Annotated in this window: 14 protein-coding genes and 2 tRNA genes; 6 read left to right on the forward strand and 10 right to left on the reverse strand. The window is 44.3% G+C overall.

Annotation, left to right across the window (positions count from 1 at the left end; translation table 11 throughout):
- Nucleotides 1-15 precede the first annotated feature (15 nt).
- The 10 genes from OEU88_RS10185 to OEU88_RS10230 all read right to left on the reverse strand — a co-directional run bounded on the left by OEU88_RS10185 (nt 16) and on the right by OEU88_RS10230 (nt 11,132).
- Complete coding sequence (locus OEU88_RS10185; protein ID WP_262695064.1) at nt 16-672, reverse strand: CvpA family protein; 657 nt, start codon at nt 670-672, stop codon at nt 16-18.
- Between the two features lie 32 nt (nt 673-704).
- Nucleotides 705-2,069 carry a DNA repair protein RadA gene (gene radA / locus OEU88_RS10190; protein WP_262695065.1) on the reverse strand — a complete coding sequence of 455 codons (1,365 nt, stop codon included), beginning with the start codon at nt 2,067-2,069 and terminating at the stop codon, nt 705-707.
- Nucleotides 2,069-2,842 (reverse strand): ABC transporter ATP-binding protein, encoded by a 774-nt coding sequence (locus OEU88_RS10195; protein WP_262695066.1) that lies wholly within the window; start codon nt 2,840-2,842, stop codon nt 2,069-2,071. Before OEU88_RS10195 ends, radA begins: the two co-directional genes overlap by 1 nt.
- Nucleotides 2,842-3,636, reverse strand: coding sequence for an MlaE family ABC transporter permease (locus OEU88_RS10200; RefSeq protein ID WP_394805253.1), 795 nt, complete (start codon nt 3,634-3,636; stop codon nt 2,842-2,844). Before OEU88_RS10200 ends, OEU88_RS10195 begins: the two co-directional genes overlap by 1 nt.
- 103 nt (nt 3,637-3,739) lie before the next feature.
- The gene (locus OEU88_RS10205; RefSeq protein ID WP_262695068.1) at nt 3,740-4,531 is read right to left on the reverse strand and encodes an enoyl-CoA hydratase-related protein; all 792 of its coding nucleotides are present in this window, start codon (nt 4,529-4,531) and stop codon (nt 3,740-3,742) included.
- 65 nt (nt 4,532-4,596) lie between these two features.
- Nucleotides 4,597-6,003: a DEAD/DEAH box helicase gene (locus OEU88_RS10210; protein WP_262695069.1), complete on the reverse strand. Its 1,407-nt coding sequence runs from the start codon at nt 6,001-6,003 to the stop codon at nt 4,597-4,599.
- Between the two features lie 162 nt (nt 6,004-6,165).
- Entirely contained in the window at nt 6,166-8,142 is a 1,977-nt protein-coding gene (gene parE / locus OEU88_RS10215; protein ID WP_262695070.1) for a DNA topoisomerase IV subunit B, read from the reverse strand.
- Between the two features lie 507 nt (nt 8,143-8,649).
- On the reverse strand, nt 8,650-9,186 hold the full coding sequence (locus OEU88_RS10220; RefSeq protein WP_262695071.1) for a hypothetical protein: 537 nt from the start codon (nt 9,184-9,186) through the stop codon (nt 8,650-8,652).
- A gap of 144 nt (nt 9,187-9,330) precedes the next feature.
- Nucleotides 9,331-10,755, reverse strand: coding sequence for a type I glutamate--ammonia ligase (gene glnA, locus OEU88_RS10225; RefSeq protein WP_262695072.1), 1,425 nt, complete (start codon nt 10,753-10,755; stop codon nt 9,331-9,333).
- Nucleotides 10,756-10,793: 38 nt separating this feature from the next.
- Nucleotides 10,794-11,132 carry a P-II family nitrogen regulator gene (locus OEU88_RS10230; RefSeq protein WP_262695073.1) on the reverse strand — a complete coding sequence of 113 codons (339 nt, stop codon included), beginning with the start codon at nt 11,130-11,132 and terminating at the stop codon, nt 10,794-10,796.
- Nucleotides 11,133-11,396: 264 nt separating this feature from the next.
- Here OEU88_RS10230 and OEU88_RS10235 point away from each other — a divergent pair.
- The 6 genes from OEU88_RS10235 (at nt 11,397) to clpX (ending at nt 17,187) form a co-directional block, all read left to right on the forward strand.
- A tRNA-His gene (locus OEU88_RS10235) sits at nt 11,397-11,473 on the forward strand.
- Between the two features lie 120 nt (nt 11,474-11,593).
- Complete coding sequence (locus tag OEU88_RS10240) at nt 11,594-13,093, forward strand: NAD(P)H-hydrate dehydratase (RefSeq protein ID WP_262695074.1); 1,500 nt, start codon at nt 11,594-11,596, stop codon at nt 13,091-13,093.
- A gap of 227 nt (nt 13,094-13,320) precedes the next feature.
- Nucleotides 13,321-13,405: transfer RNA gene (locus tag OEU88_RS10245), tRNA-Leu, on the forward strand.
- A gap of 64 nt (nt 13,406-13,469) precedes the next feature.
- Entirely contained in the window at nt 13,470-14,960 is a 1,491-nt protein-coding gene (gene tig, locus OEU88_RS10250) for a trigger factor (protein ID WP_262695075.1), read from the forward strand.
- A 206-nt stretch (nt 14,961-15,166) separates the two neighbouring features.
- Complete coding sequence (gene clpP, locus OEU88_RS10255) at nt 15,167-15,793, forward strand: ATP-dependent Clp endopeptidase proteolytic subunit ClpP (protein WP_394805254.1); 627 nt, start codon at nt 15,167-15,169, stop codon at nt 15,791-15,793.
- 128 nt (nt 15,794-15,921) lie between these two features.
- The gene (clpX, locus tag OEU88_RS10260) at nt 15,922-17,187 is read left to right on the forward strand and encodes an ATP-dependent Clp protease ATP-binding subunit ClpX (RefSeq protein WP_262695076.1); all 1,266 of its coding nucleotides are present in this window, start codon (nt 15,922-15,924) and stop codon (nt 17,185-17,187) included.
- Nucleotides 17,188-17,297 lie beyond the last annotated feature (110 nt).

Raw genomic sequence — 17,297 nt, forward strand, 5'->3', positions numbered from 1 at the left:
TTTCAGAAACTTGACCTAAAAGTCAGGATTGTCAACGTCTTCGACAAGCTCATCAAGTTTATCACGTTGCTGTTCAATGTACTTAGCTGCCTGTTCTTCAAGCATGTCATTAATGAACTGATTGGGAACAGCTTCTTCTGCCCTTTTGAGATATTCAGCACCAAATTCGTCAGGATCTTTACCAAGCGCCTCTGCTGCTAATGTACTAAGCATTTCAGCACCCCATGCGACCAATGGTTTTGTCTCGGCTTTACTGATCCAATCAGGTTCATCTCCTGGAAACAGTTTTACGAAACCAAAATAAACGGCCGAGACGAGAACCATCCCGCGTAGAAGACCAAAAAGAGCACCAAGAGAACGATCTAAAAATCCCACAGGGCTGTTTTTAATCATACCGCCAATCAAACCTGCAATCCACTTTAACAAAATCAAGCCGCCAATAAACAAGACTGCGTATGTAAGCGTGTCTGCTAACCAGTTCGGCTCAACATAGTTGCGTAAATACGGAGTCAGCAATTCTCCGAGCGTGACAACGCCGAAAATCGTGGCAAACCATGCAAGCAAACTGAGTGCGACTGTCGCGAAGCCGCGACCAAATGCCATTACTACGGAAAGACCAATTACAATAATAACTGCAATATCAAATGCTGTAAGAGTGGTTGTCACATCCATAACAATATCCCTTTGCTTCTACCGACAGTCTATCACGCGTCAGGAAAGAAGTGTTCGACAAGTTCACCAACCCTAGCAACGGTTTGTGGCTTAATTCCGTGGCTTCCTGTCTTTTTTGCTTTTGGCATGATAGCGCGAGCAAACCCAAGCTTGGTTGCTTCTTTTAGTCTGTTTTCAGTTTGCGATACGCTTCTGACATCGCCTGAAAGACTTATTTCCCCGAAAACGACAGTTTCTTGCGGCAAAGCAGATTGTGACAGGCTGGACATTAAAGCAGCTGCAACGGCCAGATCTGCCGCAGGTTCCGATATTTTGAGACCTCCAGCAACGTTCAGATAAACATCACAACCCGAAAGCCCTAAACCACCACGTGCATCAAGAACCGCTAAAACCATGGCTAACCGACCCGAATCCCACCCAACAACTGCGCGGCGTGGATTTGCTGCACTTGATCTAGCTACAAGCGCTTGAATTTCAACAAGTAATGGTCGCGAACCTTCGATTCCGGCAAACACAGCTGTGCCAGGTTCACGCGTGTTATGATCTGCCAAGAAAAGTTCAGACGGGTTAGTCACTTCTTGCAAGCCAAGGCCAGTCATTTCAAAAACGCCGATTTCATCTGTTCCGCCAAATCGATTTTTAACAGCACGTAGAATGCGGAATTGATGGCCACGATCGCCTTCAAAATACAAAACGGTGTCGACCATATGCTCAAGCACGCGCGGTCCGGCAATTTGACCATCTTTAGTCACATGGCCAACAATAAGAACAATGATACCACGACGTTTGGCAAAACTGATCAGTTCGTGCGCACACACACGTACTTGACTTACCGTACCTGGGGCTGCTTCAACATGGTCAGCAAAGAGAGTTTGTATCGAATCGATTACAACAGCCTTCGGAGCAGGGCCGTTATCAAGAGTTGTTAATATATTGCGAAGGCTGGTTTCGCTACCAAGCTTAAGCGGCGCTTTACTAAGGCCGAGTCTGTCGGCCCGCATTTGAATTTGGGCTGTCGCTTCTTCGCCAGAAAAGTAAACACAGTCTTCGCCCTTTAAGGCAAGTGCCGCCATAGCTTGTAGCAGTAACGTTGATTTACCAATACCAGGGTCGCCGCCAATAAGCACCGCACTACCAGCAACAAAACCACCCCCTAAAGCGCGATCAAACTCAGAGATACCCGAGAGGGTACGTGGTGCATTAACGACAGGTTCATTAAGCGAAACAAGCGATACAGTAGAACCCTTTTGTTTACTTAGACCTTTGGGCGCGCCAGATACAGCGGCTGTTTGTTCTGAAATGGTGTTCCAGTCATTGCAGTCGTCACATTTACCTTGCCATTTTGTATATACACAGCCGCAATTGGCACACGCGAATGTTTTTTGCGGTTTTGCCATCAGCGCTTCAACAATTCCATTTCAATTGGGCCTTGTGCACGCCCATGGATAAATTGTTCGACATACTCGTTACCAGACGTGTCGATTTGTGACTTGTCACCATGCCATATAATTTTTCCGTTATAGAGCATCGCAATTTTGTCAGCTATTTTACGTGCACTGGCCATATCGTGTGTGATTGACAATGTGGTGGCACCCAAGTCTTGGACACATTCAACAATTAAATCATTTATGATATCTGCCATAATGGGGTCAAGCCCGGTTGTGGGCTCATCAAAAAAGATAATTTCCGGCTCAGTTGCTATTGCACGGGCGAGGCCAACACGCTTTTGCATGCCGCCTGACAACTCAGAAGGAGAGAGCAAGCCAACATCAGGGGACAAACCAACACGCCTCAGCTTTTCAATTGCTATCTCTTTTGCATCTTTCTTGTTTAGGCCTTTGCCCTGAATAAGCCCAAAAGCAACATTTTCCCAAACCGAAATACTATCGAAAAGAGCAGCGCTCTGAAACAGCATACCAAAGCGCGTTAAAACCTGCTTTCGTTCGCTATTGGACAAACGTACTATATCTGTTCCGTCTACATAAATGGCGCCTTCGTCTGCTTTTAGCAAACCGAGAATACACTTCAATGTTACGGATTTTCCGGTACCTGAACCACCGATAATGACTAGTGATTTGCCTTTTTCAACTGAGAAATCGACACCGTTAAGCACAGCTTTATTACCAAAAGACTTGGTAACACTAGACAGAGAAATCATGGGAGTTGCCATTAACCTACACTCCCAAAAACGATAACCGTGATGATCAAGTTTGCTAACAGTATCATGATGAAAGCAGAAACAACGGCATTAGTGGTTGCTTTACCAACACCCTGCGCGCCGCCACTACTTTTATAGCCGTGGTAGCTACCCATCAGGGCAATGATAAATCCAAATACTGCAGCCTTCACAAGCGATGAAATGACATCAGCTTGCTCAAGAAAGTCCGTTGTAACTTTCAAGTATGTTCCTGCATTGAGCCCAAGTCTTTCAGTACCGATTAGAAACCCACCAAGAACACCAATAATGTTAGCGATGAGTACGAGAAGAGGCAAAGTAGCAACCGCAGCAATCAGACGCGGCACTACCAGATATTTTATAGGGTCAGTCGAGAGCGTTGTCAGTGCATCAATTTGTTCCGTAACGCGCATCGTACCTAATTCAGCAGCCATGGCGCTTGAAACACGACCGGCTACCATTAAACCGCCTAAAACGGGCCCAAGCTCGCGTACAATAGCAATCACGACAACGCCCGGCACCACTGACTCTGCATTAAAGCGGCTACCGCCAACAAAAATTTGTTGTGCAAGTGCTGCGCCGGTAAACAAAGCCGTGAGACCTACTACTGGAAGACTATTATACCCAATAAGCCACATTTGTTGCAGCGTAAGGCGCCAATAAAATGGTGGACGAATAATATGACTGACAGCATTGGCAGCAAATTGAGACAAGTTACCGACTTCAGCTAATGCAGCAATGAAAACGCGACCGATTATAGCTAAAGGATTAACCACTGAAAATCTCATTTGTTGCCAATTTGTTCACAAACATGACTATGTTTAACGACACTAGATGGAAATGAAAAGTGGCTATTTCATGGAAACATGAAAGTTATGACGAAAGCTTTCATTATTTACCGGTAAATTGGGCAGGGCGTTTCTGCAAGAAGGCCGAAATGCCTTCAATACAATCATTACTTGCCCCCATCCTTCTTTGAACAACGGCTTCCATTTGAAGCTGCTCAGCATAATTGTTTTTCATTGATCCCGCCATAAGTTGACGAATACCTGAAAGCGCCTGCGTTGGTCCCGCTGCAAGTTTAGAAACAATAATATGAGACCTTTCATTCAAGTCTTCATCATCCACCACTTCTGCTATCATACCCCAGTTCAGTGCCGTTTCCGCCGTTACTTTTTCTCCAAGCATCATCATTGCATTGGCACGCGCATTACCAATAAGGCGAGGTAGAAGATAGGTACTACCAGAATCTGGAACAAGACCAATATTAACAAACGCTTGTAGAAAGTACGCAGAGCGTGCGGCAACGACAATGTCAGCAGAAATAGCAATGCTCATACCGGCACCGGCGGCAATGCCATTGACAGCAGAAACAACTGGTATTTCAAGATTAGCCAATTCCAGCAACATAGGATGATAATCACTGATAAGGCTTTCAGCGAGGTCAACCTTTTTCATGTCAACTATTCCATCGCCCAAGTCTGCACCAGCGCAGAAAGCACGGCCGTTGCCAGTGATTAACAAAGCACGAGCAGAGCCGGGGTTTTGGTTAAGGAACCTTACGGCGGAAAGAAAATCAGCCTTCAATCCATCTGAAAGAGCATTTAACCTTTCAGGTCGATTAAGCGTGATTTTTGCAATATGATTTTCAATAGAAAATTCAATATTAGAATATGTGTTCACGCCTAACTCCTATTTCAGATTTAGTACCTAAAATAGGACGGCCTTGCTTCCTGGCAAGCAACGAATTACTCGCCTGTTTGTTTTTGCTTAGAACTAGGCTTCGCAACAATAGACATAAAAGACGGTACATGTGGACCCATGCCGACAAAAGGCTCTTTGGGCATGTCGTCAGGGGCAAAATTTGCTGATGGATCCTGACCTCGTGGCGCAGTACGGCGGCGTGTTTCGCGAGCAGGGCGTTCTTTACTGTTTTTTTCTTTTACAGGCTTAGCGTCAGCGCGTTTAGCGCGTGGTTTAACAACTTTATCTTCTGTATCAGATTTCTGCTGTTTTGCTTTGTCACTGCCAACATCAAATCCGTCAACGATATCAAGTGGATTGCCTATCAACTTTTCTATAGCTTCTAACAAGCGCACATCAGTTTTAGATTTAGTAGCAAGCATAAAGGTTTTACCCTTTCGGCCGGCACGACCGGTTCTGCCAATTCTGTGCACGTAATCATCGGCATGTCCTGGAACATCGAAGTTGAAAACATGACTTACTGCAGGCACATCCAAGCCACGTGCAGCAACGTCAGATGCGACAAGTAATTGAATTTCGTTTTCCTTGAACTGACGTAATATTTCCATGCGATCACGTTGCTCCATGTCACCGTGAAGCTGGCCAACGCTAAAACCATGACGCTTTAAAGAAGCGTACACTTCTTTCACATCGGTTTTCCGGTTGCAAAATACGATACCATTCTGCACATCTTCATCGCTCAGCAGTTTACGCAAAGCTCTTCGTTTTTCACGTGGCGCAACTTTAACAACAAATTGCTGGATTGTAGATGCAGTGGTTGCTGGTCTGGCAACTTCAATTTTCTTTGGATCATTCAGGAATTGCTGCGTCAACCTTTGGATAGGCGGCGGCATTGTTGCAGAGAAGAAAAGTGTTTGATGTTGTTTTGTAATGCGTTCGCATATTTTCTCAACATCGGGGATAAAGCCCATGTCAAGCATACGATCCGCTTCATCAACCACAAGAATTTCAATTCCATTAAGTAGCAATTTACCACGCTCAAAGTGATCAAGTAACCGACCAGGTGTGGCAATTAAAACATCAACACCGCGGTCTAGAGCCTTTTCCTGATCAGAAAAATTAACGCCTCCAATAAGGAGAGCCATAGATAGTTTATGGTTCTTTCCGTATTTCTCAAAGCTTTCAGCTACTTGAGCGGCTAGCTCTCGGGTTGGCTCAAGAATAAGCGAGCGCGGCATGCGGGCACGAGCGCGGCCTTCAGCAAGAATGTCAATCATCGGCAAAGTAAACGATGCAGTTTTGCCTGTACCGGTTTGAGCAATACCTAAAACATCACGGCCCATAAGAACTTGAGTTATAGCTTGCGCCTGAATGGGGGTAGGCTCTGTATAACCGGCATCTGCAACCGCAGTCAGTGTCGGATCACTTAACCCTAAACGTTTAAAACCCATTCTTTTTCCTAGTCCTTAACTATTCATTATTTGGCGGCAGAATAGGCAGGAAGTCTACAAAGTCAACGTTGTATGCTTGCTTGCAGCTCAATCAAGCATCAAAACTTATTTATTTGCCGTAATTATGTGACAGGTTTGATCTGTTCCGTATATGCCAAGGCCCTATATATCCAATTGTTCGATATCCGCTTCGTTATCACGTATAAATTCAAAGCGTTTTTCAGGCTTTTTCCCCATAAGGTTATCAACCAGCGTGTTCACTTCGGCGCGTGATGCATATTCTGGCGGCAACGTAACCCTTAGCAGAGTTCTGTTTTTACGAGTCATCGTTGTTTCTTTTAGTTGAGCAGGCGGCATTTCACCAAGCCCTTTAAACCGGCTAATTTCTATTTTACTTTTGCCTGCAAACTCTGTCGCCATTAGCTCGTCTTTATGCTCATCGTCGCGGGCATAAAAAACTGTGCCACCTTTAGCAAGACGATATAACGGTGGCATTGCAAGATATAGGCGGCCATCACGAACCATGCCTGACATCTCCTGGAAGAAGAAAGTCATTAAGAGCGTAGCAATATGAGCGCCGTCAACATCCGCATCGGTCATGATAATAACTTTTTCATAACGCAATGCATCACCATCATAATGATCACGTGTACCACACCCAAGCGCTTGTATTAGGTCACGAATTTCCTGATTTGCAGCAATTTTATCACGCGTAGCCGAGGCCACATTCAGAATTTTACCACGTATGGGCAAGATAGCTTGTGTTTTACGGTCTCGCGCCTGTTTTGCAGAACCTCCAGCACTATCACCTTCAACAATATAGATTTCCGTCCCTTCATTGCTAGCGCTAGAACAGTCTGTCAGTTTACCAGGTAACCGTAGCTTACGTTTGCTAACCGCCGTCTTACGCTGTATATCACGCTCTTGTTTACGGCGCAGGCGCTCTTCCTGGCGCTCTAGCGCCCATGTAAGTAAGCCATTTGTTCTGTCAGGAGATTCTGCGAGCCAGTGATCAAAAGCATCTCTCACAGCGTTTTCAGTAAGGCGGTGCGCATCTGTTGTTGAAAGTTTATCTTTTGTTTGCCCTTGAAATTGTGGGTCACGAATAAATACAGACAACATAGCGCAGGAAGATCCGCACAGATCCTCGAGTGTTAATGTAACTGCCTTTTTGTTACCAGTTAGGTCTGCATATGCCTTAAGTCCTTTAAGCAATGCTGCTCTGAAACCATTTTCATGTGTTCCGCCTTGGGGAGTAGGGATCGTGTTACAGTAGCTGCTTGAAAACCCGTCGCCAAACTCAGGCCAGTGAATGGCCCACTCAACACGACCTTGTTCTTCCGGGAAAGCGACCAATCCTGCAAATGGCTGCTCGGTTACACATGTGCGTTTTTTAACGGTGTCCACAAGATAGTCGGCCAAACCACCAGGAAAATGCAGTGTTGCCTCAGAAGGAGTTGTGTCACCTTCAGTTATCAAAGCGGGTGCGCATTTAAAGCGAATTTCAACACCCCGAAACAAGTAAGCTTTTGAACGGGCTAAATTATATATCCGTGATGGTTTAAATTTGAGTTTTTTTCCGAATATTTCATGGTCAGGTAAAAAGCTCACTTTGGTTCCGCGTCGATTTGCAACCGGCCCCATATCTTCCAGAGAGCCCATTGATAAACCGCGAGAAAAGCTTTGCCTGAATAGTTTCTTGTCGCGCGCAACCTCAACACTGAGCCACTCGGAAAGTGCATTGACAACAGAAATACCAACCCCGTGTAGACCACCAGATGTTGCATAAGCATCGGAGTTAAACTTACCACCAGAATGGAGTGTTGTGAGAATAACTTCTAACGCAGATTTGTTAGGAAATTTCGGATGTGGATCAATGGGAATACCCCGCCCATTATCGCTAATTGATAAAGAACCATCTTCATGTACTGATACATTGATACGACTGGCATGGCCGGCAACAGCCTCATCCATTGAGTTATCAAGTACTTCAGCGACAAGATGGTGCAAAGCCCGCTCGTCCGTGCCGCCTATGTACATGCCGGGTCTTTGCCTGACAGGCTCTAACCCTTCAAGAACCTCGATGTCTTTTGCAGAATAATCTGATTTTGTTTGCGAAACTTCAAACAGGTCGCTCATAACCTCACCCAATACAATTACATTACCACCGGTATCTCACAGAAGGGTCAAGGTCAAGCACCCGCCTGTAATTGCGGCACTTTAATAGCCATATCTATATCTTGTGTTGAATAATTGTTAAAAATACTATATTTTGATTTTAATAGAAGTATTTAGTTAGAAGTTTGAACGGATAGATTAGCCGTTAGGTTTTTGATTTCGGTAATTACAGGTGTAATGATGCCAGGCGTTCACGAAACAAGTATTTTTAAAAAAGTTAGCCTATCGTTGGTTGGCAAATCATATACGAATCAATTAAATTCTGTACAGACTAATACCCCTGAAGTAGGAGCTCGCTTCACTCAATCGTCAACTCACGCACCGGTATGGGTTGTTCAAAGTGTGATGAATGTGAAATCTAGTCAGTTTCCACTCGTGCGCCTGACGAGCGAACGATACCCAGATCTTCTAAAAGTCGTTTCATTGTCAGCTTTGTATGATGATGAAGAATTTACGCCTGCCTAAATCTTAATCAAATAGCTTATCAATGTCTTCTTGGGATTGTACTTCTTCCGAAGATGGTTCTGAATATGTTTCAGTTCTTTGCTCTTCGTATTTTCCGTGAATAACTTGATTTAATTGCAGCAACAAGTTCTGCATATCTTCTATGCGTTGCCGTATTAAAGCTTGAGCAGCAGGAGATACGCCACGCTCAACAATGTTAACCGCTTTCAAGCCTTGCAGGGTTGCCTGAATCGAAGCATTGATCTTGCCACATAAGTTTTCAAATTCATCACGAAAAGAAGAGGGCGCAAGAGCATACGCTTCTATGGCCAGGTCCTTGGCCTGAAAGCCGCTGTCGTTAAAGTGCTGTGGATAGCTTTTGGGCGCCCAATCTGCAGCATCTTCCATTAACTCGGGCATATCAGGTATCATCTCAAGTAACATCACTATTTCATTGAAATGATTAAGATAATCTGTTGCGAGAAAACTCTCTGGATTAATATTGGCTGCAGCTAATAGAGGTTGGATTTCCAATTGTTTAGCAGTGTAGCTGACCTGCATTGTTGTGCCTTTAAAGTTTTCTCTTGTTACAAAGCAACTTTAGCGAACAGCTATTGCCAAAAAGTAAACGAATAAACAGAAGTTTTAGTTTTCGACATAAAGGCTCGCCTAAGCGAGCCTTTTACACATTTATTTTATGAAACCTTATGAACTGTAATACATATCAAATTCAACAGGGTGCGGTGTCAATTCAAGGCGTGTTACATCTTCCCATTTAAGGTCGAGATATGCATCAATTTGATCATCGGTGAAAACATCGCCCTTCTTCAAGAAGTCACGGTCACCGTCCAGTGCATCAAGAGCTTCCCGCAGAGAGCCCGCAACAGTTGGAACGCCTTTCAATTCTTCAGGTGGCAAAGCGTATAAGTCTTTGTCCATTGCATCGCCTGGGTGAATCTTGTTCTCAATACCGTCAAGGCCCGCCATCAACATTGCTGCAAACGCGTAGTATGGGTTGGCAAGGGCATCTGGGAAACGAACCTCAACCCGTTTAGCGTTAGGGCTTGAGGTATAGGGAATGCGGCACGATGCAGACCTGTTCCGGCTTGAATACGCTAATAAAACAGGCGCTTCGAAACCTGGCGTAAGGCGTTTGTAGCTATTCGTTGTGGGGTTTGTGAATGCATTAATGGCTTTAGCATGCTTAATGATACCACCAATATAATATAAAGCTGTTTCTGATAGATCGGCGTACCCGCCACCAGCAAATGTCGGTTTTCCGTCTTTCCAGATAGACATGTGTGTGTGCATCCCGGAACCATTGTCACTGGCAACCGGTTTTGGCATAAATGTAGCCGTCTTGCCGTATGTGTGTGCCACCTGATGGGTCGCGTACTTGTAAATCTGAACGTTATCCGCTGTTGTTGTTAGCGTATCGAACGTTATCCCAAGTTCATGCTGACTAGCGGCAACTTCGTGATGATGCTTATCCATTTTAAGGCCCATTTCTTTCATGACCTTCACCATTTCACCGCGCAAATCAACGCAACTGTCTACAGGCGCAACAGGGAAATAGCCGCCTTTTTCGCGTGGACGATGTGCATAGTTACCGCCATCATACTCTTTGTCTGAATTATACGGGCCTTCAATGTCGTCAATCCTATACATTGCGCCTTGATAGCCAACCTTGAATTTTACATCATCAAATACGAAAAATTCCGGTTCAGGTCCAAAGTAGGCCGTATCCCCAACACCTGAAAATTTCAAATATGCTTCGGCTTTTTTGGCTGTTGAACGTGGGTCGCGGTCATATGGTTGACCTGTGCCTGGCTCAAGCACATCACAAAATAAAACAAGGGTAATATCAGCAGTAAACGGGTCTAGTGTCGCAGATCCCAAATCTGGCATTAAGACCATGTCTGATTCGTTAATTGTTTTCCATCCTGCAATTGATGATCCATCAAACATGAAACCATCAGTAAGCATATCCTCATCTATAACGTCAGCACACATTGTAAGGTGCTGCCATTTTCCTTTTGGATCAGTGAAGCGTAAATCAACCCATTCCGCGTTTGTTTCTTGTATTAGTTCAAGAAAGCTCTCGATTGATAAATCAGTGTATTTAGCCATTAGCTAGCTCCCTGCTAAAATAGTCTTAAAAATTTTTATTAAACAGCATCAATGCCGATTTCACCGGTCCTAATCCGGATGGCTTCCTCAATAGAACTGACAAATATCTTGCCATCACCTATGCGCCCTGTGTGTGCGGCCGTTTTTATAGCCTCAACAGCGCGTTCAGTTTGCCCGTCCTCAACCACAACTTCCAATTTAACTTTTGGAACAAAATCAACCACATATTCAGCACCGCGATATAGCTCCGTATGACCTTTTTGTCGGCCAAAACCTTTGGCTTCAAGCACTGTGATGCCTGAAATACCCACTTCGCTGAGCGCTTCTTTAACGTCATCGAGTTTAAATGGCTTAATAATCGCCTCAATTTTCTTCATAATTCAAAAGACCCAATATTATTATTACGTCATAATTTGCATGCTTCGTGCCAATTCAACAGCGGTCCGTATGTGTTTACAAACTCCCATTTTGAAGCGATTTAAATTTCAATAGATACAAATGTGTGCACATTTATTAGGCAGGTGCCTAAAAATAAGCCGTTACTTTATGCGACGGTACATGCGTCTTAAATTAATTATGCTATTTTCACGCTTGACGAACGATCATTACTCGTCATAAAACGGCGCACCTTCAGAAGTGCGGCGGGTGTAGCTCAGTTGGTTAGAGCGCCAGTTTGTGGTACTGGAAGTCGCCGGTTCAATCCCGGTCACTCGCCCCATTCTGAAATTTTTTTCAATAAGCCTCTACCGGGGCTTTATTCTTTTGTTAAACTGCCGCGATTCTACAGCAACGTAAACGCATACTTAAAATAGCGTTTAAGCTGCATCAGGGGGACACGGTGCAAGCATTAACGAATAGAAAACAACACGTTTTACTTACAGCTCAAAAAGCACAAATGCTTGACCAGCAAGCCATTAGCCTTGGTGTGTCTGGGTCTGAATTAATGAATAATGCGGGACGTAGTGTTGCCGAAATATTAGTTGATTACATAGGAACGCCACTAGAGGCGGGCGGCACTATTATCATATTATGTGGGCCGGGTAACAACGGTGGAGATGGCTTTGTTGTCGCCCGGTATCTGGAAGACTGGGGATATATTGTATCCGTTCGGTGCTCTACTCAGGTAAAGAAATTAACTGACGACTCAAGGTCTGCTGCTGACGCATGGGGTGGCTCTGTAGAAGACTTTACTGGCAATGGCTTTGGAGATGCAGTCGCGCTTGTTGATTGCCTCTTTGGTACAGGGCTAAACAAACCCATAGAAGGTGAAATTGCCAAGATTATCGAAGAGATAAACACGTCTTCCACTTTCACCCTTTCCGTTGACTTACCCTCTGGTATTGGTACTGACACTGGCTTACCTTTGGGGCCATGTGTAAAAGCAGATGCAACAGTAACCTTCAGTCACAAAAAGCCGGCTCATCTAATTGCGCCCGGGCGCTTTTTGTCTGGTGGTTCTGATAACATCCATGTTGCCAATATAGGCATTCCCACAGCTGCTCTTGTTGACCTTGAAAGTAACATTTTCGATAACATTCCCGCACTTTGGGGGCAGACTTTTCCTTTTTCCGGCCCACAAACTCACAAATATGAAAGAGGGCACATGCTGGTGCTTGGTGGCCGTGAACCAACACTTGGCGCTTCAAGGCTTGCGAGTATTGCAGGCCTCAGAATTGGGGCAGGGCTTGTTACACTTGCTGCTCCAACCGAGACTTATGCCGTACAAGCATCCGCATTAATGGATGTAATGGTCAGGCGGTTCGATTCTTCATTTGGCTTTATGGGTATTGTTAACGACCCTAGAATACGAGCCGTATTGATTGGCCCTGGTTCTGGACTGGGCGAAAAAACAGTTGAATTAATTCAACATGTAGGCGCTAAAGACAAGAAACTGGTTTTAGATGCCGATGCACTAACAAGCCTCGTTGGTCGTATTGACTTAATAAGTAAGCTAAAAGCTGGCGATATTGTACTTACACCGCATGAAGGTGAGTTCACGAAGCTGTTTCCAAAGATAAGTCTTGATGGCGATAGAGTTGAAGCAGCACTAGAGGCGGCAAAAGCAACACGCACGACTATTGTTCTTAAAGGTGTGTCCACAATCGTTGCATCCTCTGATGGGCGCGTAAGTATTGCAGCGAATGCCCCTGCGTGGCTTTCTGTGGGCGGTACCGGCGATGTTCTATCAGGAATTATATGCGGCTTGATGACACAGGGCATGCCTGCATTTGAGGCCGCATCAGCAGGGGTGTGGTTGCACGGTGAAGCTGGTATGAAAGTTGGGCGCGGTTTAATTGCCTCTGATCTTCTGGACGCTATCCCCAAGATTTTGCCATAAAATAACAAGAAAAATCCCTTTTAATATAAGGTTACATGCAAATAATTGCTGTAATTAGTGCATATACGTATAAAAATACTTGTACTCCGCCACGTGCCTGCTATAAGCCCCCCTGAAATGGCGTCAGCCCTGCATATTATAGGTAATTTTGTGTAGTGATGATGACCTTTGAATATTAACAGATCAATGATGAAACCATTAGTCATTACGATTTGTTGCTTTGGTACGCGGGCGTGGCGAAATTGGTAGACGCGCTAGATTTAGGTTCTAGTTTCTTCGGAAGTGGGGGTTCAAGTCCCTTCGCCCGCACCAAAATTCAGAAATATGATGGCACTCCCATCAAAAGCGGTTTCACACTAGTTAGAGAGAATATGACATGCAGATCGAAGAACTGCTGGTTGACGGCCTAAAACACGAATACAAAATTACCGTCCCAGCGAAAGACCTTGATGAGCGTCTTGACGCAATTTTGTTGGAATTTCGTGCTACAGCAAAAATCAAAGGTTTTCGCCCTGGTAAAGCACCGCTTTCTTTGTTGCGCCGCATGCACGGCGAGCGCGCTCAAGGTCAGCTTCTCTCAGAAACAATGCAAGAAACATCCGCGAAGCTTTTTGAAGACAAAAACCTTCGCCCTGCATTGCGTCCGGACGTTGATATGGAAGGCGAGTTTGCTCTTGGGAAAGACCTTGAGTATAAATTAAGCGTTGAAGTACTGCCAACAATTGAAGTTGACGACTTTAAAGCGCCGTCTCTCGAGCGTTGTGTCGCTGAAGTATCTGATAAAAATGTAGCTGAATTTGTTGAGCGTATTGCCGGACAACAAAAATCATTTAAAAAAGCTCCGAAAACAGCGAAAGCTGCTGACGGCGATGCTGTTTTGATCAATTATGTTGGTCGCGTTGACGGCGTTGAATTTGATGGCGGTAAAGGTGAGGACTTCCAGCTAGAACTCGGTTCAGGCATGTTTATTCCTGGTTTCGAAGAGCAGTTAGTTGGCAGCAAGGCTGGCGACGAAAAAATTGTTAAGGTTACTTTCCCTGAAAATTACCAATCCGATGACCTTGCCGGTAAAGACGCTGAATTTACAGTAGACGTTTCTGAGGTTCGCAAACCTACAGACGCAAAAGTTGATGAAGACCTTGCTAAAAACATGGGATTTGAAACGCTAGCTGAATTAAAAGATTCTGTTAAAGGTCAACTTGAAACTGACAACGCATCACTGACGCGTTCGCACCTGAAACGTGCATTACTTGATGAATTAGCAGACAAATATACTTTTGACGTACCTGCGGGAATGGTCGATCTCGAATTTGCTCAAATTTGGGAGCAAATCAAACGCGACGCTATATCTTCTGGTGAAGCAAAAGCCGAAGATTTCGAAGGCATGGATGCACCTGCAGATAAAGACGAAGCTGATGAGTTTCGTTCCATCGCTGAACGACGCGTTCGTTTGGGGCTTTTACTTTCTGAGATTGGCGTGAAAAATGACGTTCAGGTAAATCAGGAGGAAGTTAATCGCCGCATTATCGAAGAAGCGCGTCGTTTTCCTGGTCAAGAAGCGCAGGTATTTGAATACTTCCAAAGCAATGAGGAAGCCCGCGCTCAATTGAGAGCACCAATTTTTGAAGAAAAAGTTGTTGATTTTGTTCTTGAGAGCGCAAATCTGAAAGACAAAAAAGTCTCTCGTGAAGAACTTGAAGCTTTAGTGAGGGCTATAGATGAAGAAGAGGCCAGCCCGGCTAAAACAAAAAAGAAAACCGCTTCAAAGAAAAAGGCGCCAGCCAAGAAAACTACAGAAAAGAAAGCAGCAGCTAAGCCTGCCGCAAAGAAAAAGGCACCAGCTAAAAAGGCTGCGACTAAGAAATAACGCTGTATTCACTAAAATATGTAGTGATTTAAAGGGGTCTTTTGAGGCCCCTTTGTTTTTTTCCCTTTAAATAACTGAATAAAGTACCAAGTTACTGAGTTCGAAACAGTTATTCCCTTGCGAGCGCACAAGTTACTTTGCTAGAAATCGCATGTGTTAAATTAAGATCTTATGCAGCATATTGCAGCACATACAGGAGCGAGCTTATGAGAGACATCATGCATGAAATGACTAACAACCTTGTGCCTATGGTGGTCGAACAAACTAACCGCGGCGAACGCTCCTTTGACATATATTCAATGTTGCTTCGCCAGCGAATTATTTTCCTGACAGGGCAGGTTGATGATTATATTTCAAGTCTGATTGTTGCGCAGTTGCTTTATCTGGAAGCGGAAGATCCCACCAAAGATATTTCATTCTATATTAACTCCCCGGGCGGCGTCGTTACCAGCGGGTTGGCAATGTATGACACAATGCAATATATTCGCCCAAAAGTTGCCACCATCTGTATAGGCCAAGCATGCTCAATGGGGTCGCTTTTGCTTGCTGCCGGTGAGCCAGGTATGCGTTACGCACTGCCAAACTCGCGTGTCATGATTCATCAACCTTCAGGTGGCGCAAGCGGTCAAGCTGCTGACATTGAAATTCAGGCAAAAGAAATCTTGAAGATGCGTAAACGCTTGAACGAAATATATGTAAAGCATACCGGCCAGAAACTAAGTAAAGTAGAGACTGCTATGGACCGTGATAATTTTATGAGTGCTGAAGAAGCTCAAAAATTTGGCCTGATTGATGAAGTCTACGAGAGTAGAAAAGACGTAGAAAGCGAGTAAATTCACTTTATAACGAAGTGTCTATTCGGCAATGTGATATTCCATGCATTACCGAAACATAGTTTTTTTAGTTGTAAGCTTCTTTTTAACCAGTTTACGATAAGATATAAGAAGCGAGAGTATTTGCGGTGACCGATTTGACGAACAATGATTCCAAAAACACACTTTACTGTTCTTTTTGCGGTAAGAGTCAGCATGAAGTGAGAAAGCTCATTGCTGGGCCTACAGTGTTCATTTGTGACGAATGCGTTGAGCTGTGTAACGACATCATTAAAGAAGAAAGCAAAGGCGCACTTTCAAAAAGTGGCGATGGCGTTCCTGCTCCGCTAGAAATACTTAGTGTTCTTGATGATTATGTAATTGGTCAAGCTTCGGCAAAAAAAGTGCTTTCTGTTGCCGTACATAACCATTACAAACGCCTGCATCACGCAACTAACAATAATGATGTTGAACTCTCGAAATCAAATATTCTGCTTGTTGGGCCAACAGGGTGCGGTAAAACGCTTCTTGCGCAAACGCTCGCGCGCATTCTTGATGTACCATTCACTATGGCAGATGCGACTACGCTTACTGAAGCTGGTTATGTGGGTGAAGATGTTGAAAACATTATCCTTAAGCTTTTACAGTCTGCGGACTATAACGTTGAGCGCGCCCAACGTGGAATTGTCTATATTGATGAAGTAGACAAAATCAGCCGGAAATCTGACAACCCATCCATTACACGTGATGTATCTGGTGAGGGTGTACAGCAAGCTTTGTTGAAAATCATGGAAGGCACTGTTGCCAGCGTGCCCCCTCAAGGTGGGCGAAAGCATCCACAGCAAGAATTTTTGCAAGTTGATACTACAAATATTCTATTCATCTGTGGTGGCGCATTTGCTGGGCTCGATAAGGTTATTGCTAATAGAATGCAAGGCAAGTCTATTGGATTTGGTGCGAATGTTAGCGCACCGGATGACCGTGGTGTTGGTGAGCTTTTGGCTGGTACAGAACCTGAAGATTTGTTGAAGTTTGGCCTTATTCCTGAGTTTGTTGGACGTTTGCCAGTTATAGCAACGCTTGAAGACCTAGATGAAGATGCGTTGGTTAAAATTCTCTCTCAACCAAAGAATGCGCTTTTAAAACAATATCAAGCACTGTTCGATATGGAGGATGTTGACCTCACATTTACCGACGATGCATTGTCGGCTATTGCTCAAAAAGCAATTGAACGTAAAACTGGCGCTCGCGGCTTGCGTTCCATAATGGAAACTACGCTTCTTGATACAATGTTCGATTTGCCGTCAATGGATGGTGTTGAAGAAATTGTTGTTAACGATGATGTCGTAAATCAAAAGTCGAGTCCTTTACAAATTTACGCTGAAAGGCGTGATGAAGCTGACCAACCAGCTTAATTTATCCTTTAAATATACTTTTTAAGGCTTGAAACATCTGTTTCAGGCCTTAAATGCTTATAGAAGCCAGTATAAAGTCATTTTTAAGCTTTTAAGGCTGTATTTTTCTT

Origin of the sequence: Kordiimonas aquimaris (assembly GCF_025574485.1) — a bacterium.
GTDB lineage: Bacteria > Pseudomonadota > Alphaproteobacteria > Sphingomonadales > Kordiimonadaceae > Kordiimonas > Kordiimonas aquimaris.

Bases quoted from the DNA above. Each gene is read 5' to 3' on its own strand.
- OEU88_RS10195 (WP_262695066.1), bottom strand. From the start codon at position 2,842: ATGGCAACTCCCATGATTTCTCTGTCTAGTGTTACCAAGTCTTTTGGT.
- parE (WP_262695070.1), bottom strand. From the start codon at position 8,142: ATGAGCGACCTGTTTGAAGTTTCGCAAACAAAATCAGATTATTCTGCA.
- OEU88_RS10200 (WP_394805253.1), bottom strand. From the start codon at position 3,636: ATGAGATTTTCAGTGGTTAATCCTTTAGCTATAATCGGTCGCGTTTTC.
- clpP (WP_394805254.1), top strand. From the start codon at position 15,167: ATGAGAGACATCATGCATGAAATGACTAACAACCTTGTGCCTATGGTG.
- OEU88_RS10230 (WP_262695073.1), bottom strand. From the start codon at position 11,132: ATGAAGAAAATTGAGGCGATTATTAAGCCATTTAAACTCGATGACGTT.
- OEU88_RS10210 (WP_262695069.1), bottom strand. From the start codon at position 6,003: ATGGGTTTTAAACGTTTAGGGTTAAGTGATCCGACACTGACTGCGGTT.
- OEU88_RS10185 (WP_262695064.1), bottom strand. From the start codon at position 672: ATGGATGTGACAACCACTCTTACAGCATTTGATATTGCAGTTATTATT.
- radA (WP_262695065.1), bottom strand. From the start codon at position 2,069: ATGGCAAAACCGCAAAAAACATTCGCGTGTGCCAATTGCGGCTGTGTA.
- OEU88_RS10220 (WP_262695071.1), bottom strand. From the start codon at position 9,186: ATGCAGGTCAGCTACACTGCTAAACAATTGGAAATCCAACCTCTATTA.
- glnA (WP_262695072.1), bottom strand. From the start codon at position 10,755: ATGGCTAAATACACTGATTTATCAATCGAGAGCTTTCTTGAACTAATA.
- tig (WP_262695075.1), top strand. From the start codon at position 13,470: ATGCAGATCGAAGAACTGCTGGTTGACGGCCTAAAACACGAATACAAA.